Annotated in this window: 26 protein-coding genes; 12 read left to right on the plus strand and 14 right to left on the minus strand. The window is 68.0% G+C overall.

The window, feature by feature from the left end:
- Positions 1-8: 8 nt before the first annotated feature.
- A complete protein-coding gene (gene xdhC / locus MRBLWH12_RS13700) occupies positions 9-848 on the plus strand; it encodes a xanthine dehydrogenase accessory protein XdhC (RefSeq protein WP_363549811.1) in 840 nt (279 codons plus the stop codon).
- A gap of 226 nt (positions 849-1,074) precedes the next feature.
- Here xdhC and MRBLWH12_RS13705 read toward each other — a convergent pair whose 3' ends face one another.
- Complete coding sequence (locus tag MRBLWH12_RS13705; RefSeq protein ID WP_363549813.1) at positions 1,075-2,550, minus strand: NCS2 family permease; 1,476 nt, start codon at positions 2,548-2,550, stop codon at positions 1,075-1,077.
- A gap of 49 nt (positions 2,551-2,599) precedes the next feature.
- A complete protein-coding gene (locus MRBLWH12_RS13710; protein ID WP_363549816.1) occupies positions 2,600-3,130 on the minus strand; it encodes a nucleoside deaminase in 531 nt (176 codons plus the stop codon).
- 236 nt (positions 3,131-3,366) lie between these two features.
- On the opposite strand from MRBLWH12_RS13710, the gene MRBLWH12_RS13715 reads away from it, so the two are divergent.
- From MRBLWH12_RS13715 to pnuC, 6 genes are all read left to right on the plus strand, one after another.
- Positions 3,367-3,774 (plus strand): TOBE domain-containing protein, encoded by a 408-nt coding sequence (locus tag MRBLWH12_RS13715; RefSeq protein ID WP_341976762.1) that lies wholly within the window; start codon positions 3,367-3,369, stop codon positions 3,772-3,774.
- Positions 3,771-4,586 (plus strand): molybdate ABC transporter substrate-binding protein, encoded by an 816-nt coding sequence (gene modA, locus MRBLWH12_RS13720; RefSeq protein WP_363549819.1) that lies wholly within the window; start codon positions 3,771-3,773, stop codon positions 4,584-4,586. The genes MRBLWH12_RS13715 and modA overlap by 4 nt, the downstream gene beginning before the upstream one ends.
- On the plus strand, positions 4,583-5,407 hold the full coding sequence (locus MRBLWH12_RS13725) for an ABC transporter permease (RefSeq protein ID WP_363549821.1): 825 nt from the start codon (positions 4,583-4,585) through the stop codon (positions 5,405-5,407). Before modA ends, MRBLWH12_RS13725 begins: the two co-directional genes overlap by 4 nt.
- Positions 5,404-6,459 carry a sulfate/molybdate ABC transporter ATP-binding protein gene (locus tag MRBLWH12_RS13730; RefSeq protein WP_363549823.1) on the plus strand — a complete coding sequence of 352 codons (1,056 nt, stop codon included), beginning with the start codon at positions 5,404-5,406 and terminating at the stop codon, positions 6,457-6,459. The genes MRBLWH12_RS13725 and MRBLWH12_RS13730 overlap by 4 nt, the downstream gene beginning before the upstream one ends.
- 81 nt (positions 6,460-6,540) lie before the next feature.
- Positions 6,541-7,590, plus strand: a complete 1,050-nt coding sequence (moaA, locus tag MRBLWH12_RS13735; RefSeq protein WP_363551376.1) for a GTP 3',8-cyclase MoaA — start codon at positions 6,541-6,543, stop codon at positions 7,588-7,590.
- Between the two features lie 60 nt (positions 7,591-7,650).
- A complete protein-coding gene (gene pnuC / locus MRBLWH12_RS13740; protein WP_363549826.1) occupies positions 7,651-8,367 on the plus strand; it encodes a nicotinamide riboside transporter PnuC in 717 nt (238 codons plus the stop codon).
- 15 nt (positions 8,368-8,382) lie between these two features.
- On the opposite strand, the gene MRBLWH12_RS13745 is transcribed toward pnuC, so the two are convergent.
- Genes MRBLWH12_RS13745 through MRBLWH12_RS13755 form a run of 3 tightly spaced genes read right to left on the minus strand, consistent with a single transcriptional unit; the run spans position 8,383 to position 9,739 of the window.
- Positions 8,383-8,664, minus strand: a complete 282-nt coding sequence (locus tag MRBLWH12_RS13745; protein ID WP_341976756.1) for a HigA family addiction module antitoxin — start codon at positions 8,662-8,664, stop codon at positions 8,383-8,385.
- Between the two features lie 11 nt (positions 8,665-8,675).
- Positions 8,676-8,954, minus strand: a complete 279-nt coding sequence (locus MRBLWH12_RS13750) for a type II toxin-antitoxin system RelE/ParE family toxin (protein WP_341976755.1) — start codon at positions 8,952-8,954, stop codon at positions 8,676-8,678.
- A complete protein-coding gene (locus tag MRBLWH12_RS13755; RefSeq protein ID WP_363549829.1) occupies positions 8,951-9,739 on the minus strand; it encodes a hypothetical protein in 789 nt (262 codons plus the stop codon). The genes MRBLWH12_RS13750 and MRBLWH12_RS13755 overlap by 4 nt, the downstream gene beginning before the upstream one ends.
- Positions 9,740-9,801: 62 nt before the next feature.
- On the opposite strand from MRBLWH12_RS13755, the gene MRBLWH12_RS13760 reads away from it, so the two are divergent.
- Positions 9,802-10,710, plus strand: coding sequence for a DNA/RNA non-specific endonuclease (locus tag MRBLWH12_RS13760; RefSeq protein WP_414684996.1), 909 nt, complete (start codon positions 9,802-9,804; stop codon positions 10,708-10,710).
- 10 nt (positions 10,711-10,720) lie between these two features.
- On the opposite strand, the gene MRBLWH12_RS13765 is transcribed toward MRBLWH12_RS13760, so the two are convergent.
- Positions 10,721-11,092 carry a hypothetical protein gene (locus MRBLWH12_RS13765; protein ID WP_363549832.1) on the minus strand — a complete coding sequence of 124 codons (372 nt, stop codon included), beginning with the start codon at positions 11,090-11,092 and terminating at the stop codon, positions 10,721-10,723.
- Positions 11,089-12,174, minus strand: coding sequence for a serine hydrolase domain-containing protein (locus MRBLWH12_RS13770; protein ID WP_363549834.1), 1,086 nt, complete (start codon positions 12,172-12,174; stop codon positions 11,089-11,091). The genes MRBLWH12_RS13765 and MRBLWH12_RS13770 overlap by 4 nt, the downstream gene beginning before the upstream one ends.
- A gap of 132 nt (positions 12,175-12,306) precedes the next feature.
- On the opposite strand from MRBLWH12_RS13770, the gene MRBLWH12_RS13775 reads away from it, so the two are divergent.
- Positions 12,307-12,963 (plus strand): histidine phosphatase family protein, encoded by a 657-nt coding sequence (locus MRBLWH12_RS13775; RefSeq protein ID WP_363549837.1) that lies wholly within the window; start codon positions 12,307-12,309, stop codon positions 12,961-12,963.
- A 30-nt stretch (positions 12,964-12,993) separates the two neighbouring features.
- On the opposite strand, the gene MRBLWH12_RS13780 is transcribed toward MRBLWH12_RS13775, so the two are convergent.
- The 7 genes from MRBLWH12_RS13780 to MRBLWH12_RS13810 all read right to left on the minus strand — a co-directional run bounded on the left by MRBLWH12_RS13780 (position 12,994) and on the right by MRBLWH12_RS13810 (position 18,987).
- On the minus strand, positions 12,994-13,395 hold the full coding sequence (locus MRBLWH12_RS13780; protein WP_363549840.1) for a VOC family protein: 402 nt from the start codon (positions 13,393-13,395) through the stop codon (positions 12,994-12,996).
- 43 nt (positions 13,396-13,438) lie between these two features.
- Positions 13,439-14,194: an amino acid ABC transporter ATP-binding protein gene (locus MRBLWH12_RS13785; protein WP_363549843.1), complete on the minus strand. Its 756-nt coding sequence runs from the start codon at positions 14,192-14,194 to the stop codon at positions 13,439-13,441.
- A complete protein-coding gene (locus MRBLWH12_RS13790) occupies positions 14,191-15,057 on the minus strand; it encodes an amino acid ABC transporter permease (protein WP_363549845.1) in 867 nt (288 codons plus the stop codon). The genes MRBLWH12_RS13785 and MRBLWH12_RS13790 overlap by 4 nt, the downstream gene beginning before the upstream one ends.
- Entirely contained in the window at positions 15,054-15,905 is an 852-nt protein-coding gene (locus MRBLWH12_RS13795; RefSeq protein WP_363549848.1) for an ABC transporter substrate-binding protein, read from the minus strand. Before MRBLWH12_RS13795 ends, MRBLWH12_RS13790 begins: the two co-directional genes overlap by 4 nt.
- A 112-nt stretch (positions 15,906-16,017) precedes the next feature.
- Positions 16,018-17,316, minus strand: a complete 1,299-nt coding sequence (locus MRBLWH12_RS13800) for an amidohydrolase family protein (protein ID WP_363549851.1) — start codon at positions 17,314-17,316, stop codon at positions 16,018-16,020.
- Positions 17,313-18,755 carry an adenosylhomocysteinase gene (locus tag MRBLWH12_RS13805; RefSeq protein ID WP_363549853.1) on the minus strand — a complete coding sequence of 481 codons (1,443 nt, stop codon included), beginning with the start codon at positions 18,753-18,755 and terminating at the stop codon, positions 17,313-17,315. Before MRBLWH12_RS13805 ends, MRBLWH12_RS13800 begins: the two co-directional genes overlap by 4 nt.
- A 52-nt stretch (positions 18,756-18,807) precedes the next feature.
- Positions 18,808-18,987, minus strand: a complete 180-nt coding sequence (locus tag MRBLWH12_RS13810; protein ID WP_363549855.1) for a hypothetical protein — start codon at positions 18,985-18,987, stop codon at positions 18,808-18,810.
- A gap of 77 nt (positions 18,988-19,064) precedes the next feature.
- Between MRBLWH12_RS13810 and MRBLWH12_RS13815 the strand changes: the two genes are divergently transcribed.
- From MRBLWH12_RS13815 to MRBLWH12_RS13825, 3 genes are read left to right on the plus strand one after another with little or no spacing between them, the layout of a single operon-like run.
- A complete protein-coding gene (locus MRBLWH12_RS13815) occupies positions 19,065-19,514 on the plus strand; it encodes a carboxymuconolactone decarboxylase family protein (protein WP_363549857.1) in 450 nt (149 codons plus the stop codon).
- Positions 19,514-20,047, plus strand: coding sequence for a putative immunity protein (locus MRBLWH12_RS13820; protein ID WP_363549860.1), 534 nt, complete (start codon positions 19,514-19,516; stop codon positions 20,045-20,047). The genes MRBLWH12_RS13815 and MRBLWH12_RS13820 overlap by 1 nt, the downstream gene beginning before the upstream one ends.
- Before the next feature lie 48 nt (positions 20,048-20,095).
- The gene (locus tag MRBLWH12_RS13825; protein WP_341976741.1) at positions 20,096-20,323 is read left to right on the plus strand and encodes an RNA-binding S4 domain-containing protein; all 228 of its coding nucleotides are present in this window, start codon (positions 20,096-20,098) and stop codon (positions 20,321-20,323) included.
- Positions 20,324-20,366 lie beyond the last annotated feature (43 nt).

Consider the following 20,366-nt stretch of genomic DNA (forward strand, 5'->3'; position numbering starts at 1 on the left):
AGTCATCGATGGACTGGCTCGACGCTCTGCAGGACCTGCGCTCACAGCGCGTGCCAGCCGTCATCGTGACCCTGGCCGTCGTGCGCGGCCACGCGCCCCGCAATGGCGGCGCGAAGATGGTGGTCTCCCCCGACGGTGTCTTCGGAACCGTCGGCGGGGGCAACCTCGAAGCGACGGCGATCGAGAAGGCCAGGGAGATGCTCGCGGCAGGAGCCGCCGAGCCCGAGCTCCTGGCGCTCACGCTCAGCGACAAGGCCGTCACCGAGTACGGTGTGCAGTGCTGCGGAGGAGAGGTCACCATGTTGCTCGAGCCGATGCGCGTAACGCCGACGATCGCGATCTTCGGTGTCGGCCATGTCGGGCTCGAGCTCTCCCGCATCCTCGCCAGACACGAGCTGGACCTGCACCTGATCGACTCACGACGCGAGATGCTCGCGCCCGATCGGGTCGGCGTACCCGGTGCCTCCGGCGTCTTCGCGGACAGTGTCGCGCGGGTGCACATCACACACGCGCCGGTGCCGGAAGCCGCCCTGACCGGACTCCCGCCTGGCGCACACGTGCTCGTGATGACGCATGACCACGTCGAAGACCTCGCCGTCGTCGATCAGTCGCTGCGCACCGACGGCATCGCGTCGATCGGTCTCATCGGATCGTCGTCGAAATGGTCGCGCTTCCGGAAGAAGCTGCTCGAGCTCGGCCAGACCGAGAGCGATCTCGCGCGGGTGACCACTCCCATCGGCATCCCCGAGGTGCCGGGCAAACAGCCGGCGGCCATCGCCGTCAGTGTCGCCGCCCGGATGCTGCAACTCATCGACGAGGCAGCACCCGTCGATGTCTCGCGCGACTGACCCCGCGGCATCCGCCGCCCGCCCCGGCCTGCCGCGCGCCCGATCACTCCCCGCGCCCGATCACTTTGTCGGCGCGACGTGCGTTCCGTCGGCCGAAACGGCCGGATCCGACCGGCATCCGGAGTTCTGAGCCGACGAAGTGATCGTGATCCGCGTCGCGCGTTCCACCCGCACACGCAGATGAGGCTGCCCCCGTTCGGGGCAGCCTCATCTCGTGGTGTGCGGCTCAGCCGGCGAGTAAAGTCTCGATCGGCCCGCGCACGAAGTACACGGCGAAGCCGATGGCGACGATCCACAGCAGCCAGTGCACCTTGCGGGCCCGACCGGCGAGTGTGTTGACGACGGCCCAGGCGATGAAACCGGCGCCGATGCCGTTCGCGATCGAGTAGGTCAGCGGCATCGTCACGATCGTGAGGAACGCCGGCATCGCGACGGCGAACTTGTCGAACTTGATCTCGCGGATCTGCGACATCATCAGCGCGCCGACGATGACCAGCGCCGCGGCGCCCACCTCGATCGGCACGATCGCCGTCAGCGGAGTGAAGAACATCGACAGCAGGAAGAGCCCGCCGGTGATCAGGGCGGCGAGGCCGGTGCGAGCCCCCTCGGCGATACCCGCCGCGCTGTCGATGAAGACGGTGGCCGACGAGCTCGACGTGCCGCCCCCCATCACCGCACCGGCGCCCTCCACCACGAAAGCGCTGCGCAGGCGGGGGAAGGTCGAGTCCTTGCGGGCGATACCGGCCTCTCTGGCGAGACCCGTCATCGCGCCCATGGCGTCGAAGAAGTTCGTGAACAGCAGCGTGAAGACGAGCATGACCGCCGACAGGACACCGATCCGGCCGAAGGATCCGAACAGGTCGAACTGTCCGATCAGGGAGAAGTCGGGGATGCTCAGCCACTGGGTCGGTAGCCCCGGCACGGACATGTGCCAGCCACCGGGGTTCTCGCCGTCGGCGCCGAACAGTGGTCCGAGCTTCATCGTCGCTTCGACGATGATCGACCCGATCGTGCCGGCGACGATGCCGATGAGGATCGCACCGGGCACCTTGCGGGCGATGAGGATGCCCATCAGCACCAGCGTCCCGACGAAGATGAGGGTCGGGATCGACGTCAGCGAACCGTTGTCGCCCAGCTGCACCGGAGGACCGGCGGGCGTCCGATTGACGAATCCGGCGTCGACGAATCCGATGAAGGCGATGAACAGGCCGATGCCGACGGTGATCGCCGCCTTCAGGGCCTGTGGGACGGCGTGGAAGATCGCGGTCCGGATGCCGGTGGCACCGAGCAGCACGATGAGCACGCCGTTGATCATCACCAGGCCCATGGCCTCCGGCCAGCTGACATCGCCGACCACCGAGACGGCGAGGAAGGAGTTGATGCCGAGGCCTGCGGCGAGCGCGAACGGAACCCTGGCGAACAGTCCCATCAGCACCGTCATCACACCGGCGGTGAGTCCGGTGACGGCGCCGACCTGTGCGAAGTCGAGCGCGGTGCCGGTGACGTCCTCGCCGCTGCTGAGGATGATCGGGTTGAGGATGACGATGTAGGCCATCGCGAAGAAGGTGACGAGCCCGCCGCGGATCTCCTGCGGGATGCTCGATCCGCGTTTGGTGATCTCGAAGAAGCGGTCGAGCGCGCTCACAGGCGGCTGTTCATCCGGGGCGTCCGCGCCTTTGCGGACTTCGGCGGTCTGAGACATGAAAGTACTCTCCTGCTCGGGTGGGGTGAGGCTGAGGAAGTCGGGGAGATCAGTAGTCGATGCGAGTGGCCGTCTGGCTCCACTCGGTGAAGGCGGCGACGCGCTGCGCCGGCGGAAGGGGCTCCTGCACGACGGGCATGATCGCCCGGTCTTCGTCGCCGCCTTCGAAGTAGCGATAGAAGACCGCGTCGTCGAAGCCGGCGTCTGCGGCGTCGTCGCGGTTCGCGGCGAAGTAGACCTTCTCGATCCGCGCCCACAGCGAGGTCGCGAGACACATCGGGCACGGCTCGCAGCTGGTGTAGAGCACCGCGCCGCTGAGGTCGAAGGTGCCGAGGCCCTGGCAGGCGTTACGAATCGCGGTGACCTCGGCGTGTGCTGAGGGGTCGAGATTCGCGGTGACGCGATTCACGCCCTCGAACACGCGGCCGTCGGCCGAGACGACGATGGCTCCGAAGGGACCGCCTTCATTGCGGACGTTCTCGGTGGCGAGGTCGACGGCGCGAGCCAGGTACTCGGCCGGTGACGGCTGAACGTCTGCGTGCGTCGTGACGATGGACGTGGTGATGCCGGTGGAGTCCATGGTGAAGAGCTTCCTTGCGTTCGATCGGATGCTCGAGGACTCACGGGTTTCGTGCGTGATCCTCGTCGATCCGCTGACTGTGATTTCGTGCCTGACCGCGACCCTCGAGAGGGCTCCGGCGGGACTCTCCGACAGTAACAGCGAAACGGCTGTCCGTCCAGTTTTTTTGGAATTCCTATTCCACCATACGGTATTGTTGATTGCGCTTCCGCAAATGCGCCACTAGTGTACGTTTCATGACGCATTTCCGGATTAGTGAGGCTGCCTCCCTCCTCGGCGTGAGCGACGACACCGTGCGCCGGTGGGTCGCCGACGGCGTGCTCGCACTGGGGCACGACTCTTCCGGACGCCAGGTCGTCGACGGTGCCGAACTCGCCGCGCGCGCTCAAGCGCTGGCGACAGCGGCCTCCGATGTCGGCGACGTCCGCCGCAGTGCGCGGAACCGCTTCACCGGGCTGGTCACGCACGTCGAGATCGACGGCCTGATGGCCCAGGTCGAGCTGCAATGCGGTCCGCACCGCGTGATCACGCTGATGTCATCGGAAGCCGCGCGCGAGATGAATCTCCACGTCGGATCGAAGGCCGTCGCCGTGGTCAAGGCGACCATGGTCATCCTCGAGACGGAACGGGATGCTGCGCAGTGACTGCCCTGTCCCTTCGGCGCCTGGTCGCCGCCGTCACCCTGGTCGGCTGTCTCGGGATCGTCGGATGCTCGGCATCCGGCCCTTCGGGTGAGACGGATGCCGCGAGCTCACCGGACCACCAGGGCGGAGCGGGGCTGAGCGGCGAACTCACGATCTTCGCGGCCGCTTCCCTCTCCGGAGCGTTCGATCAGTTGGCAGCGGACTTCGAGGAGCAGCATCCGGGGGTCGATGTCCGCCCGATCAGCTACGACGGCTCCTCGGTGCTGGCCGTCCAGCTGATCGAGGGGGCGGCGGCCGACGTCTTCGCCGCGGCGGACGAGAAGAACATGACGAAGGTGGTCGATGCAGGGCTCGTCGTCGAACCGGAGTCGTTCGCGAGCAACGTCCTGCAGATCGCGGTGGCACCGGGCAACCCCGAGGGCATCGACTCGCTCGCCGCCCTCGCGAGCGACGGGCTCGCGGTGGTGCTGTGCGCCCCCGAGGTGCCGTGCGGCACGGCCGCGCAAGCGCTCCTCCACGACGCCGGCATCGAGCTCACGCCGGCCAGTGAGGAGCAGAACGTCACCGCTGTGCTCAGCAAGGTGAAGTCGGGCGAGGCCGACGCGGGCCTGGTCTACCGCACCGATGTCGCGGCGGCCGCCGGTGATGTGACCGGAGTCGACATCGCCGGCGCCGAGCGCGCCACCAACGTGTACCCGCTGTCCGCACTGCGGGGCGCCGCGAATCCGACCGCGGCAACGGCGTTCGTCGCGTTCGTGCTGTCCGAGTCCGGCCAGCGCGTGCTCGCCGAGTACGGTTTCGGAGCGCCATGACCCTGCTCGCGTCGTCGCCACGCAGCACCAGGGCACCGCGTCCGCCGTTCTGGATCGTGATTCCCGCGACGCTGGCGACGCTGCTGCTCGTGCTGCCGTTCATCGCCTTGCTCCTTCGCCTGGATTGGGCAGGCGTGCCCGCGACGATCGCCTCGCCCGAGGCTCTGCAGGCACTCGGGCTGTCGATGTCGACGGCGACGATCGCCACGCTGATCTGCGCCGTCCTCGGCATCCCGCTGGCGGTCGTGATCGCTCGCAGCCCCGCCTGGCTGGCGTCGATCCTGCGCACCCTGGCGACTCTCCCGCTCGTCCTTCCTCCGCTCGTCGGGGGCATCGCGCTGCTCTCGCTGCTCGGCCGCGGCGGCATCCTGGGCGGCGCCCTGACGGCAGCAGGCGTGCAGATCCCGTTCACCACCGCCGCCGTCGTGATCGCCCAGGTGTTCGTGGCGCTGCCGTTCCTGGTCATCTCGGTCGAGGGTGCATTGCGCACCGCCGGCACCGGGCACGAGCTGGTCGCCTCGACGCTCGGGGCCGGCCGGTTCACCGTGTTCCGCCGGGTGACGCTGCCACTCGTCGCACCAGGGCTGGTCGCCGGCTCTGTGCTCTGCTTCGCCCGCGCACTCGGCGAGTTCGGCGCGACGGCCCTGTTCGCGGGAAACGCGCCCGGTGTCACCCGCACGATGCCGCTCGCGATCTACACCGCGTTCAACGGCGCCGGCGTGCGCGAGGACACCGCGATCGCCCTGTCGCTCATGCTCATCATCGTGGCCATCAGCGTGCTCGTGCTCATGCGCGGCTGGCGAGCGGATGCGATCCGATGACGCTCGATGTCGACATCCGTGCCCGCGTCGGAGTGTTCCTGCTGGAGGCCGCGATCACGGCGAACGCGGGCGAGGTGCTCGCCGTGATCGGACCGAACGGCTCGGGCAAGTCGACGCTCCTCGGCGCGATCGCCGGTCACCACAGTGCCGTCGAAGGCCGGATCACCCTCGGCGGGCGGACGCTGGATCGCTCAGTGCCGCCGGAGCGCCGCCGGATCGGTCTGCTCGGGCAGCGCCCGATGCTGTTTCCGCACCTGACCGCACTGGAGAACGTCGCATTCGGGCCACGCTCACAGGGGATGCCGCGCACCGAGGCCCGCGATGTCGCGCACGCACAGCTCGCCGATGTGGGACTCGACGAACTGGCGCAGCGGCGCCCGGCGCAACTGTCCGGCGGGCAGCAGCAACGCGTCGCTCTGGCTCGCGCCCTGGCGGCTGCGCCCGACGCGCTGCTGCTGGACGAGCCGTTCGCCGCCCTCGACGCGCAGACGGCGGGCCAGGCCAGACGACTCGTCTCAGAACTGCGTGACCGGGCCGGCATCCCGATCGTCCTGGTCACCCACGACCCCCTGGATGCGGTCGTGCTCGCTGCGCAGACCGCGGTGCTGCAGGACGGACGCGTGGTGCAGCAGGGCACGACCGCTGAAGTGCTGGGGCACCCGAACTCGCCCTTCGTGGCGGCCGTGGCCGGCGTGAATCTCGTGGCAGGCTCGGCCGATGCCGACGGCATCCTGCAGACGGGTTCCGGCTTGCGCTGGGCAGGGCAGGGCGACCGGCTGCACTCAGGGGATGCCGGAACCGCGGTGTTCGCCCCCGGCTCGGTGCGAATCCAGTCCCCCGAGACTCTCGCCGACACGGCTGCCAATACCTGGACCGGCACGGTCGCGCTGATGGAGCCGGTCCCCGGCGGGGTGCGGCTTTTCACGGCGGAGCATCCGGATATCGCCGTCGATTGCCCGTCGTCCACCGCCCTCACCGCAGGGGCGCGACCGGGCGCGCACCTCCGGTTCTCCATTTCCGACCACGACGTCTCGATGCGCCGCTCGTCCTGAGCGGTGCTACCGTAGCCACTCAAAGGGGACGCGATGTCGATCACTCCAGATCCCGCTGCGCATTCGCGGGCCACAGGGGTCATGCGCCTGCCCTCGACCGGCGGCCTGACCGACCGATTCGACCGCTCGCTGCGCGACCTGCGCATCTCGGTGACCGACCGCTGCAACTTCCGCTGCGTCTACTGCATGCCTCGATCGGTGTTCGGTCGGGACTATGCGTTCCTCGATCGGGAGGAGTTGCTCAGCTTCGAGGAGATCGAGAGGATCGCGCGGGTCGCCGCCGCCCACGGCGTGCGCAAACTGCGGCTGACCGGCGGCGAACCGCTGCTGCGCCGCGGCATCGAAGACCTCATCGCACGGCTCGCCGCTCTGCGCACCCCCGAAGGCGAGCGACTCGAGATCGCTCTGACCACGAACGGCTCGGCGCTGACTCTCAAAGCGCAGGCGCTGAAGGATGCCGGACTCGACCGGCTGACCGTCTCGATCGACTCGCTCGACGACGAACTGTTCCAGCGGATGAACGATGTGCGCTTCCCGGTCGCCCGGGTACTCGACGGCATCGATGCCGCGCACGCCGCCGGGCTCGGGCCGATCAAGCTGAACATGGTCGTCAAGCGCGGGCTGAACGACGGTGAGATCGAGGGGATGGCGGCGCGGTTCAAGGGAACCCCGTACGTGCTGCGGTTCATCGAATACATGGACGTCGGCACCTCCAACGGCTGGTCGCTCGACGAGGTCGTGCCCTCGGCCGAGATCGTCGAGCGCATCGGTGCGCTCTTCCCCCTCGAACCGGTCGGTGCGGCGGTGCCGGGTGAGACGGCGCAGCGATGGCGGTACACCGACGGCTCCGGAGAGATCGGCGTGATCTCGTCGGTGACGAACACGTTCTGCGGCACGTGCAATCGGGCAAGGATCTCGACGGAGGGCAAGCTGTTCACCTGCCTGTTCGCCACCGAAGGCCACGATCTGCGGGCACTGCTGCGCGGCGGTGCCGATGACGAGGAATTGGCGACGGCGATGGCCTCGATCTGGGGCGCCAGAGACGATCGCTACTCCGAGGTGCGCGCGAGCCTCACGCCGGAACTGCGCGAAGCGCGCCAGCGCATCGAGATGAGCTACATCGGCGGCTGACGCCGCCCGGCTCCTGCTAACGTCGGCGATGCGCTCCCGAAAGCGCGGATGCAGGAAACGATGAACGCGCTGCACTGGCTGGTCGACAGCTTCAACTCGTACTGGACCCTCCCCGGCGGACAGGTCCTCCTCGTGCGAGAGGTGGTCGGCAACGCCTTCGGCCTCGCGAGTGCGCTCGGGGGCATGCGTCGCAAGATCTGGGCCTGGCCGGTCGGAATCATCGGAAACCTGCTGCTGCTCACCGTGTTCCTCGGTTCGGTCCTCAGCCCTGACCACTCGCTTCCGCATCTGCTCGGGCAGGCCGGACGTCAGGTGATGTTCATCGCGGTCGCGATCTATGGATGGATGCGGTGGCGACAGGCCGCGGCCGGGGGCGGTCGCTTGACTCCGCGCTGGGCACCGACGGGCGCGCGGATCGGTCTCGTCCTCGGGATGATCGTCGGCACCGTCGCCCTCACGCCGCTGTTCCGAGCACTCGGCTCCTGGGAGCCGGTATGGGCGGATGCCTGGACCTTCGTCGGATCCCTGCTGGCCACCTACGGCATGGCCAAGGGCTGGACGGAGTTCTGGCTGATCTGGATCGCGGTCGATGTGGTGGGGGTGCCGCTGCTCTTCGGCGCCGGCTACTACGCCACCGGGTTCATGTACGTGTTCTACGGCATCTTCACCGCGATCGGCTTCGTGGTCTGGTGGCGGGCGCACGCGGCATCCGCTCCGCCGGTGAACATCACCCCGCCCGATCCGAGCCCGCGGCACGCCCAGGGCGAGCGGGACTGACGTTCATTATCCCGATCAGGCGACGACCAGAGGACGCACCTCGTGCGCTCTTCCGGCCAATTCGCGCGCGAGATCGTAGTTGGTCTGCATCGCGAGCCATGCCCGCGCAGTCCCCACGCCGGATCGCTCCAGGCGCACGGCGAGATTCGGACTGATCCCGGCGTGACCGTGGATCACTCGGCTGAGCGTGACACGGGCGACCCCAAGTCGCGATGCCGCTTCGGCGACGCTGAGACCCAGTTCGGCGAGAACGTCCTCGCGGATGATCGAGCCGGGATGCGGCGGATTCTTCATCATGTCCCACTCCCTCAGTGATAATCCCGATAGTCGACGAGTTCGACATCCAGCCCGATGAAACGAAACGTCACGCGCCAGTTTCCGTTCACCCAGATCGACCAGTGCCCCGCGAGTTCGCCCTTGAGCTCATGAGTACGAAAGGACGGAATCGCAAGGTCCGTGGAGGTCTGCGCAACGTCCAGAGCAGCCAGGATTCGGAGCAACTTGGCCGCGTGGTCGGGTTGGATGCCCCGCTTCGAGTCGTCCTGGTAGAGCGCCTCCAGACCCTTATGCCTGAAGCTGACGATCACAATTCCACCGTATCGCGTATCGCATCACGATACAATCCCATCCATTCCGGTAGCCGCGCCGCGAATGTCACGTTCAAGCCGTAGGCCAAGATACTTGCGGGTTCGATGCGCAGGGCTTCCTCGAGGTAGGCGATCGCGACGGCGCGGCGCCCCTGCGCCCATTGCAGCCAGGCGATGACGCAGAGGAGAGGAGGACGGAACGGTTCCGGTGCGAGCGCCGAAGTGCGGCGGAGCAGCGCGATGGCGCGCTGCATCCGGACACACGACGGAACCCGGCGAGACTCGCCTCGGAAGAGCCGAACCGGGCGATCGTGCGGGATAGCATCCGCGACCCTGAGGTCTTCGACGTACTCGTCGACTGTGATTCCGCGATTGTGCGCGCGAACCGCGAAACGAGCGATCTTTCGAAACTGCTCCTCACCGATCTTGCGACCGAACGCGACCTGCAGCGCAAGCGATTCGGGGATGCTGGGGAAGGCGCACATGAGGATCAGTTGGGCGTGGAATTCCAGCCCGAGCTCGCGAACGTCGTCGTCGAACAGCGACTCGACGACAGGCACGATCAGCCCGAGAGTTTCGGCGTGCGTCAGCGCCCCGGAGCCGCCATTGCTCTCCAGATCGTCCAGAGCACGCCACGCCTCATTGGAGGACATCACGATCGTCACCTCCGGCAGACCGTCCCGAACCACCATCAGGTGCTCCCACACCTTGTCCCGTTCCTCCGGGTCGACTGGAGGCAGGTGGATAGTGCGTTCGGAGGCGTCGAGTGCGGAGCCGGTGTCCATGTGCCGATCTTCTCGAAGCGGCGATCGAACCGCACCGCCGATCCGCTTCATCATCAAGATCTGTGGAGAACTCGGGCGACATCAGCTGTGTGCAGAACGAGTCACCGACCGCAGGGCTGACGCGCCTCGACGCGATCCGGCCGCGACGAGCATCGACGTCGGTGGCATCGGCCACGATGGATGACATGACCGATGGCTACGACGCACAGTTCCTCGCCACCCCGCTGCCCCTGCCGAGTCTCGAGCGCCCGACGCGGTTGCTCCCCTACCCGCGGTTCTCCGTGCTGCTCGACCCTGCACGCAGACTCGCGGCCGTCACCGCGGTGAACATCGACGGCGCGCGACTGCGCGAACTCCCCCGCACCGGCGAGTGGCGCCTTGACCCGCGCGCCGATGCAGGCGAGCAGACCGGCCCCGAGGTCTACGCCCGCAACGACCTCGACCGCGGCCACCTGGTGCGCCGACGCGATCCCGGTTGGGGAGACACCGACGAGGCACGCGACGCCACGGAGGCGACGTTCTTCTACCCGAACGCCGCTCCCCAGGCGGCCGGCTTCAACCAGTCCAAAGAACTCTGGCTGGGCCTCGAGGATCACGTGCTCGGCTACGCCGAGACGACGGATCAGCGTCTGTCGGTGTTCACCGCCCCGGTTCTCGGCGCCGAAGATCCGGCCTACCGCGGCATCCGCATCCCGCTCCGCTTCTGGAAGGTCGCGGCCTGGCAGGGTCCCACCGGCCTCGCCGCCGCCGGTTTCCTGCTGGACCAGTCCGAACTCGTCGACACCCCCGAAGGACTTCTGGCCGCACCACCACTGGGGGCGTTCCGCACATTCCAGGTGCCGGTGGCCGACCTCGCCGGCATCATCGATATCGACCTGGGTGCGTTGCCGGATGCCGACGTGCTGCCCGGACGATCCGCGCGCCCGGGCAGCTGGCTCACTCTCCGTGAGCCCTCCGACATCGTGCTCTGAGGGCGCTCCCCTACCCCCAGGCCGAGATCGCTCCCAGCACGAACACGACGACGCAGAAGAGTCCCGCGATCGCGAGCCTGACGATGCGCAGTCCCAGCCGGCGGCGCTCGTGCAGCCACGGGAGAGTCGGGACGCGGAGTACGAGACCCGCGACTCCGCCGGCTGCGAGCACGACGGACACCACCCACAGCACCACCGGAACCCCGGCCCACCCCGTCGCGAAATGCAGCACCGTGAACAGAGCGAGCAGTCCGGTCGACTCCGCGATGGCGCCGATCCGATCCGCGATGCCGAATCGCTTCCGTTTCCAGGCCCTGAGCGCGTAGAGCGCCGAGAAGATGACGAGGACGAAAGCGAGCAGGGAGGAGGGCGACAGGCTCATTCGGTGATGCCTTTCTTGACGAGGTTCAGGACGACATCCGGAAGCTGAGCCGCCGAGTTGGACAGCACCACCGCTCCTTTGCCGCTTTCGCGATCGAGGACGAGGAACGAGGCGAAGCCCCCGGTCTGCCCGTTGTGAAGCGTCAGTGTCGAGCCGTCGTCCTGGTCGAGGATGAGCCAGGCGTACCCTTCCGCCCCGTCTTCGCCGTCGAGGTGGCGGTCCATCGCGGATGCCCCTGGGGCGGTGCCGTCGAGAAGCGCCTGCACGTAGCTGGCCATGTCGCCGATCGTCGAGCGGATGCCGCCGGCCGGCGCGAACGGTCCGATCGACCACGCCTCCTGCGGGATCCCCGTGGCCGAGTATCCGGTGGTGAGATCCGGCTGGTCGGCCCCGTCGAGGACGATTCTGCTGTGCGTCATCTGCAGCGGATCGAAGATCCTCTCCTGCACGAGTTCGGGGTACGAGAGACCTGCGCGCTGAGCCAGGGCCTGCCCGAGCAGCGACATCCCCAGGTTCGAGTAGAGGAAGTGTCCGGGGGCGACGAGTTGCTGACGCCCCGCCTGTTCGAGCAGCTCATCTACGGTGCCGCGATACGGATTGCGATTGGTGACGGTGTCGAGGAGAACCTGCGGGGTGGAGGCCTCATCCAGACCCGGCATCCCCGAGTGATGATTCGACAGACTCTCCAACGTGACCCCGCCGGCCGGGGTTCCGTCCAACTCGGGGAAGACCGCGGCCAGGGTCTCCGTCGGTGTCACCTCACCGCGGTCGATCGCGATCGCGAACAGGTTGCCGGTGAAGGTCTTCGTGACGGAGCCGATCTCGTATTCGGTGTCGTCGTCGGCTCCGAAGCCGGCGGTCACCGTCTCGTCGTCGGAGTCCAGATCGATGAAAGCGACGCTCACGCGATCGAGCGCGCCAGCCGAACGGGCGTCCTGTTCGACCGTCCGAGCGAGGGCGGCGTCACCGCTCGTATGCGGCTGAAGGCTCGGAGAGGGTGGAGTGGCGAAGAGGCCGACGGCGACGGCGACACCCGCTGCCACGACGGCGGATCCGATTGCGAGGGGAGATGACCTGGTCATGCATCCATGCCATCAAGAGCGAGCGCGCTGCAGAAGTGACCTCGTGTCATCCCTTTCCGTGACAAATTGCACGGGCGTGCATTCGCGTACGGCGCTGAGCCAGGAGCCGAACCGGCGGAGTACGGTGGCGGTGTGGATGAATCCGACCAACTGCCTGATCACCCGGCCCCCGACAATCCGCAGGGCAAGCTCGTGCTGCTCCGGCACGGCGAGACGGAATGGTCCAGAACCGGCAAGCACACCGGGCGCACCGACATCCCGCTCACCCCGCGCGGGGAGGACCTGGCCAGAGCGGCCGGCGAGCTCGTGCGGGATTACGACTTCCAGCTCGTCCTGAGCTCACCGCTGCAGCGAGCACGACGAACGGCCGAGCTGGCCGGGCTGGATGCCCAGATCGACCCGCTGCTGATCGAGTGGGACTACGGCGGGTACGAAGGGCGCACGACCAAGGAGATCCGCGCGGAACTCGGCTACAACTGGACCGCCTTCGCCCACGGCGTGATCAGGGGCGAGACCCCGGGCGAGACGGTCGAAGAGGTCGCCGCGCGCGCCTCGCGGGTCCTCACCCGCGTGCTGCCGGCGATGGCCGACGGCGACGTCGCGTTGATCGCACACGGGCACTACCTGCGCATCCTCGCGGCGGTATTCCTGCGTGAGGCTCCTCGTTTCGGCGCGCAGATCACCCTGGATGCCGGCTCCGTCTCGGTGCTGGGCTTCGACCGTGAACAACCAGCGATCCTCGCGTGGAACCACGGTCCGCGCCTGCCGTTGAAACCGTCCGAGTCCTGAGGCCGGAATCGGCGGTCGCCGTCGCGGCAGTCAGTCGCGAAGCACCGCGAACAGCGAGTGGATGTTCCCCTCGGGGTCCGCGAAGAACGCGGAGTAGTGCCCCCAGGTCGTCTGCACCGGTGCCGCGACCACGAGGCCACCGAGCCTCGTGATCTTCGCGAGCTGCTGATCGACTGCCGGAGCATCGGCGCACTCGAAGTTCAGCTCGAACGCTTGGCCCGATCTCGGCATCCGGTAGTCGGGGTGATCGTGCGTGTTCGGCCCCATGCCGGGGCGGGAGAACACGGCGAACCGCACGCCCTCCCCCTCGAACGCCGCATAGTCGTTCTCGACGACGGCCGGTTGCAGCCCGAGTGCGTCACGGAAGAACGCCGTCAGCGCCGCCACGTCGTCGGCCAGAACGGTGATTCCCTCGAGGCGCACGTCAGTCACGTGACCACGCTAGCGGCGGCCTCTGACATCTGCTCTTCGTGCGTCAGCGCCGCACGTGCGCGAGGAACTCGGCGGTGTCCGGATGCTGCGGCGCGTCGAAGATCTGCTCGGGTGGACCCTGCTCGATCAGCACACCCTCCTTGAGGAAGACGACGCGGTCGGCGACCTCCCGCGCGAACGACATCTCGTGCGTCGCCATCACGATCGTGGTGCCGCGGCGCTTGAGCTCGCGCACCAGATCGAGAACCTCGCCGACCAGCTGCGGATCGAGCGCGCTCGTGATCTCGTCGAGAAGCAGAACGGCGGGGTTCGTGAGGATGGCCCGCACGATGGCCACGCGCTGCTGCTGGCCGCCGGAGAGCCGGTCGGGGTACTCATCGGCCTTGGCGCCGAGCCCGAGGGCCTCGAGAAGTTCGCGGCCGCGGGCGTGCGCCTCTGCCGTCGGCATCCGGTGCACCTTGCGCGCCGCCAGCGTGACGTTGTCGAGCACGCTGAGGTGCGGGAACAGGTTGAAGTGCTGGAAGACCACGCCGATGCGGGCACGCACGGCGTCGGCATCCACCCGGGGGTCGGTGATGTCCTCGTCCGTGAGGAAGATCTGACCGTCGTCGACGCGCTCGATGAGGTTCATCGTCTTCAGCAGAGTGGATTTGCCCGACCCCGATGCGCCGATGAGCACGACCACCTCGTGTGCACCGACCGCGAGGTCGACGCCACGGAGCACCTCGTGGTCGCCGAAGCGCTTGCGCACGCCCCGGGTCTCGATGACGGGAGGAGTTTGACCCTCGGGAACGGTCATACGACGCCTCCGGCCTGCTCGCGCTTGTTCAGTCGCGCCGTGAGAGCGTCCGTGAGCCGGATCATCGGCCAGCTGAGGGCGATGAAGAACAGACCGGCGACGATGTACGGCGTGTAGTTGTATGTGTCGGCGACCTGCAGCTGCGCCGCGCGCACCGCATCGATGACGCCGAGCACCGAGATCAGGCCGACGTCCTTCTGCATGGACACGAAGTCGTTCATGAGCGCAGGGACCACCTTGCGGACGCCCTGCGGGATGACGACGATCCGCAACGTCTGCGCGTGGCTGAGTCCCAGCGATCGGGCGGCGACGCGCTGCGAGGGGTGCACGGCCTCCATCCCGGCGCGCAGCACCTCGGCGACGTACGCCGAATAGGTGAGGATGATCGCGATCGTTCCCCAGAACGCCGGGGGCATCCGCGGGAAGATCATCAGGGCCGGGATGCCGAAGCCGATCAGGTAGAGCACGATCAGAAGCGGGATGCCGCGGAAGAAGTCGGTGTACGCCGCGGCGAGCGCACGCAGCGGGAAGAACACCGGGCCCCGCAGCGATCTCGTCGTGGCGAGGAGCGTGCCGAGGATGGCGACGCCGACCGCGGCGATGACCAGCACCAGGAGGTTCGTCAGCAGCCCCTGGAAGATCGGTCCGATGCTCTTCACCGCGATCTCGGGGTCGAAGAACGTTTGACGGACGACGGCCCAGCCCGGGGTGTTGACGATGATGACAGCGAGCACCGCGACGAGCACGACGCTGCTGACGAGGGCGATCAGGACCGAACGGGTCGTCGCCCGACGCCGCAGAGCACGGCGTGACAGCTCGAGGTCGCTCGGCTGCCACGCCGTGTCGGCGGAGGTGCTGGTCACTTCAGGACGGGAACGTCGACCGCGTCGCTGAGCCATTCCTGCTGCAGCTCGTCGAGCGTGCCGGCCTCGCGCAGGGCGTCGACCGCATCGGTGACCGCTGCCGTGAGCGCCGAGCCCTTCGGCAGCACGAACGCGAACTGGTCGCCGCCGTCGGTGCTCGCGAACTGGCCGGTCACGGTGGCGTTGTCGACCAGAGCGCCGGTGACGTAGAACGCGCCGGGCAGGTCGGTGATCATGGCATCGATCTGGCCGCCCTTGAGGGCGAGCACGACGTCATCGACAGTGTTGAAGACGCTGAGGTTCGCCTCGCCGAGCTGCTCCTTGGCGACGGTGTAGCTGGTGGTGCCGGATGCGACACCGACCGTGGCCTTCTTGAGGTCGGCGATCGAGGTCGAGGATGCGGCAGGCGAGTCGTTCAGCGCGACGACGGCCTGAGTGGTCGTGTAGTACGGCGAGGAGAAGTCGACGGCCTTCTTGCGCTCGTCGGTCACCGAGAACTGCTGGATGTTGATGTCCCAGTCCTTGGGGCCCGGTGCGATCGCTGCGTCGAAGCCGGTGCGCACCCAGACGATATCGTCGGCGTCGAAGCCGAGCTGCTCGGCGACGGCGAGCGCCACGGCGCCTTCGAATCCTTCACCGTTGGACGGGTCGTCGTCGACGAACCACGGTTCGTAGTTGGGCTCACCCGTCGCGATCGTGAGCTTGCCGGCGGTGACGGTCTGCAGCGAGCCGTCATCAGTGCCGGCGGACGAGTCTGCCGGCGCACCGGCGCAGGCGGCGAGAGAGGCAGCGGCGAAGACGGCGACGGCTGCGGCCGCGGCGCGGCGAAGGGTGGTGGCAAGGGGCACGGCTACTCCTGAATAGAGTTCGGTTTTGGTACCAGCGTAGGCGAGTGCCCCCGCCGTGAATCAGCGGCATCGAAACCTGGCGACACGAAGTCGTTCGGCGTCTCGATGGCGGTCATGAGATCGACCCAGGGATCACGGGGAACGACGGTGCGGCATAGCGGAGCACGCCCGACACGACGGTGGCCGCGGCTCGGCCCGCGCCCGTCTCGACGAGCTCGGCGATCGAATCGCCCCCAGCCGGCACGTCGAAGAACGTCAGATCGGCGAGTGCGCCGACGGCGAGGTAACCGGTGCGGTCGGGGCCGACGTCGATCCCCATCGCGTGAGCGCCGCCGATGGTCGCAGCTCCCAGCAGACGTGCGTGCAGGTCGCGGTCGGTGTACCCCTGCGCGCGGGCGATGCGGGCGAGTTCGGCGACGTCGGCGAGCACATCGAGCGAGGGACTGGACGAAAGGGAGTCGGTGCCGACCGCGATCGGGCTGCCCTCGCGCAGGTACGCGGCGATCGGTGGTTCCTCGAGTCCGATGACGGCGTTGGAACGCGGGCACAGCGCGACGGTGGTGCGGCGCTCGCGAAGGATCGCCCGGTCTCGTGCACTCATGTAGACGCCGTGCGCGATGTGGCAGTCGGGTCCCAGGACGCCGAGCTGGTCGACGAACTCGGTCGCGCTCGTGCCGAATCCGGCATCCCGCAGCTCCTGGAAGCTCGCGAGCCCTGCGGTGTGCCAGGCCTGCGGATGCTCGTGCGCGAACTCGCTCTCGAACGCGGCCTCACCGAGGTGGATGTGGATGCGCCCGCCGCGCTCGCGCACGATGTCGGGGATCTCCAGCAGCGGCTCGATGTCGAGGGAGTAGGGCGCGTGGGGAGAAAGCCCGGTTCCTGGAGGGGTGGGCAGGGCGTCCAACGCCTGCTCGACCTGAGCCCGTCCCGTGCGTGCCCATTCCGTGTTGGTCCAGCTCATCACCTCCCAGTAGGTGATGCCGTGCAGGCCCGCATCGTGGAGCGCCGTCGCGGCGACGTCATCGGTCACCACATCGGCGATGGCAGTGGTTCCGGAGCGCAGCGCCATCTCGGCGCCGGCTGCCGCATCCACCCCCCAATCACGTCCGCCTTCGTAGACGGGATCGAACGCCCGGACCCAGTCGTCGAAGCCGTCGTACTGTCCTCGTCCCACCTGCGCCATGCCGGTGTACTGCAGGTGCGTATGCGCGTTCACGAGCCCCGGAGTGAGAACACCGAGCCAGTGCACCTCCTCCGCGACGATTCCGCGATCAGCCAGAGAGCCCAGAACCCACGCCCGCTCACCGACGTGCATGATGCGTCCGTCGCGGACAGCGACGGCGCCGTCGACGATCGGGGGCGCCGTGATCGGCACCACGAGCCCGGCCGAGAACACCGTGACCGCACTCATGCCATCGCTCCGCGGAATCGCGGCGAGCGCCATTCGCGCTGCGCCTCGACCTGTGCCGGGCTGCGTTCGTCGATCCGCTCACCACTGACCGCGAGGGCGGCGACCGCGATCGCCGTGTCGGCGGCAGCCGGGAACGAATGCACGCCCGGCGGCAACGCCGATGTAAGGAGCTGTTCGACAGCGGCGAGCTGCACCGCGAACGAGAGGTCCATGATCTCGATCGGATTGCCCTCGGCCGCAGCGAGGTTCACGCACCCGCCGCGAGCGATCAGCACTGCCCCTTCACCCGCGCGCTCGAGGAAGGGCGAGGTCGCGCCGCCCTCGGTCACGTAGGGGCGCAGGCTCGACAGATCGACGTCGACCTCATGGGGCACACCGCCCGCGACGGCGACGATTCGCGCGGCGCGCAGCGCTGCGGCGCCGATCGTGTGTGGAACTCCGGTCGCCGAGACGACGAGCGCACCCGGCGCAAGGTCTTCGAGCCGTCCGATGTCGTAGCCGTCGTGCGCGGCGCGGAGTGCCCGGACCGGATCGGTCTCCGTGACGCGAACACGCGCGCCGAGGGCACTCAGGTGCGCAGCCACGCCTTCTCCGACGGGGCCGTAGCCGATGACGACGGCCGGCTGGTCGCGGATCCCGATGCCGACAGCATCCAAGGCGTCGGCGATCGCGAACACGCACGACTGCCCCGTGCCGTATCGGTTGTCGAAGGATGTCTTCATCGGAGCGTCGTTGACGGCGATCACCGCGATGTCGAGTACGCCCTCGCGCTCCATCAAACGGAGCGGCGTGAGCCCACTCGTGGTCTCCTCGGCGGCACCGCGCAGTGACGAAGCGAGACCCTCCTCGTGAGCGAGGCGGATGAGGTGCGATCCGTCGTCGAGCAGCAGGTCGAAGCCGCGGCGCAGGAAGGAGACGGCAGCGGCCCGCTCGACGGCACCGGAGATCTCGGGGTCACCGTCGACGGGGATGCCGCGGGCACGCAGAACGTCGGCGACGGATACGTCGATCTCGTCGGGGTGAGCGTAGACCGCGACCGTGGCACCCGCGTCGCGCAACAGCAATGCGAGCTGCGCCGTCTTCGGCTCGAGCACCATGGCGATGCCGATCCGAACCCCTCGCACTGTTCCGGCATCACGCAGTCGCCGAGCGAGGTCGGTCGAGACCGGCATGTGCGCACCCGCGGCGTCGACCCGCGCCGCTGCGGTGTCTCGCGGAGGCAGCGGGCGTCCATTGAGCCGAATCTCCGGCGACTCGCTCGGAGCGAAGACGACACCGCCGTCACCGAAGCGGGCGCCGAGCGCCGGGAGGAGTTCGCGCAGTGCGTCAGCGACAGCATCCGTCCCGACCACCGAGAACTCGCGACCGGCGACGAGCAGGTTCGCCTCGCGGGCGAAACGGCGCACAAGACGCTCAGCAGTGGCGGTCGCTTCGGTCACTCGTTCAGCGTAGACGCACCGGGCAAGGCACCATGCGGTGCGTCCTGAGCCGTCAGTTGCCGTCGGAGCGGAACAGGTTTCGCAGCACGAAGAACACCACGACCGCCACCACGGCGACGATCGCCAGCTTCGCGATGAACCAGAGCAGCGAGAACAGCGCGCCGACGACCCACCAGGCGATGACCACGGCGATGACGACGCCGACGACAGTCCAGAGAGAGTTCTTGGTCATGGGTCCAGCCTAGGGCGGGCCGCTTGACGCAGTCTCTACTGTGGAAGGCGCATCCGCGTCGGAACGAAGGAGACACCGTGTCGCATGTGAACATCGGCAAGATCTACGCTGCCCCATACCGGGCGATGCTGGAGTTCAGCGCCAAGGCCGCTGAGGCCGGAGTGGATGCCGGACTCTCGCCGTTGCTCGTCGAACTGGTCAAGGTGCGGGCCTCCCAGCTCAACGGTTGCGCCTACTGCCTGAGGATGCACTGCGCCGATGCGGTCACGCACGGCGAGACGCCCGAACGACTGGCGGTGCTCGCTGCGTGGTGGGAGTCGCAGTACTTCAGCGCCGAGGAGCAGGCGGCGCTGAAGATCACCGAGCGGGTGACCATGATCGGCGACCATGGCCGGCTCGCGGATCGTGGCGTCGACGTGGAGAGCATCCTGAACGAGAAGCAGATCGCGGCCGTGACCTGGCTCGCCGTCGCGATCAACAGCTGGAATCGCATCGCGGTCAGCAGCCACTATCCGGTGGGTCCCTGATGGGATCTCCGCAGGCATTGAGTGAGACCGATCGCCGAGTCGCCGCCGCCTGGGCAGCGGACTGCGCGGAACGAGTACTGGCGTTGTTCGAAGCCGAAGAGCCCGCAGATCCGCGCCCACGGGATGCGATCGCTCGAGCTCGCGCCTTTGCCGGCGGCGACCTCGATACCGCCGGGGAGATCCGTCGCCGCTTCGTCGCGGGTCGCGCCGCGAAAGCCGTGACTGCTCCGGCCGCTGTGGCAGCCGCCAGGGCAGCCGCGCAGGCCTCTGGCGTCGCTCACATGGGCGCTCATGCTCTCGGTGCAGCGGCATACGCTGCGAAGGCCGCAGGTTTGGCAGCCCCGAATCGCCCAGATGCCATGCGTGACGAGATCCACTGGCAGCTGGGTCATCTGTCCGCCGAGGCAAGGGCCGCGCTTCAGCGCCTCCCTCTCCTGGGCGAAGACTCTGCCGGCCCACTCGGACCTGGGCTTCTCGGTTCCGGCGTTCTCGCAGAGGTCATCCGCGTCATCCAGGCCGACCTGCATGGATGAGCACCCGAGTGCGGCATGCTCCGCCTCGAGGACGGTTAGCATTCAGGAATGACGAGCACGGATCCGATCGAAGACGTTCCCACCGGAGGCGAGGTCATCCGCCTCGGACAGTTCCTCAAGTTCTCCGGTCTGCTCGACTCCGGCGGCAACGCCAAGGAGGTCGTCATCGATGGGTACGTCAACGTGAACGGTGAGGAAGAGCGTCGCCGGGGGCGGCAGCTGCAGGACGGCGACCTGGTCACGTTCGAGGGGCGCACGGTTCGCGTTCGCCGCTGACCTCGGCTCCCCTGGGGTGACGCCGCCACTACCTACACTGAGG

Origin of the sequence: Microbacterium sp. LWH12-1.2 (genome assembly GCF_040675825.1) — a bacterium.
GTDB lineage: Bacteria > Actinomycetota > Actinomycetes > Actinomycetales > Microbacteriaceae > Microbacterium.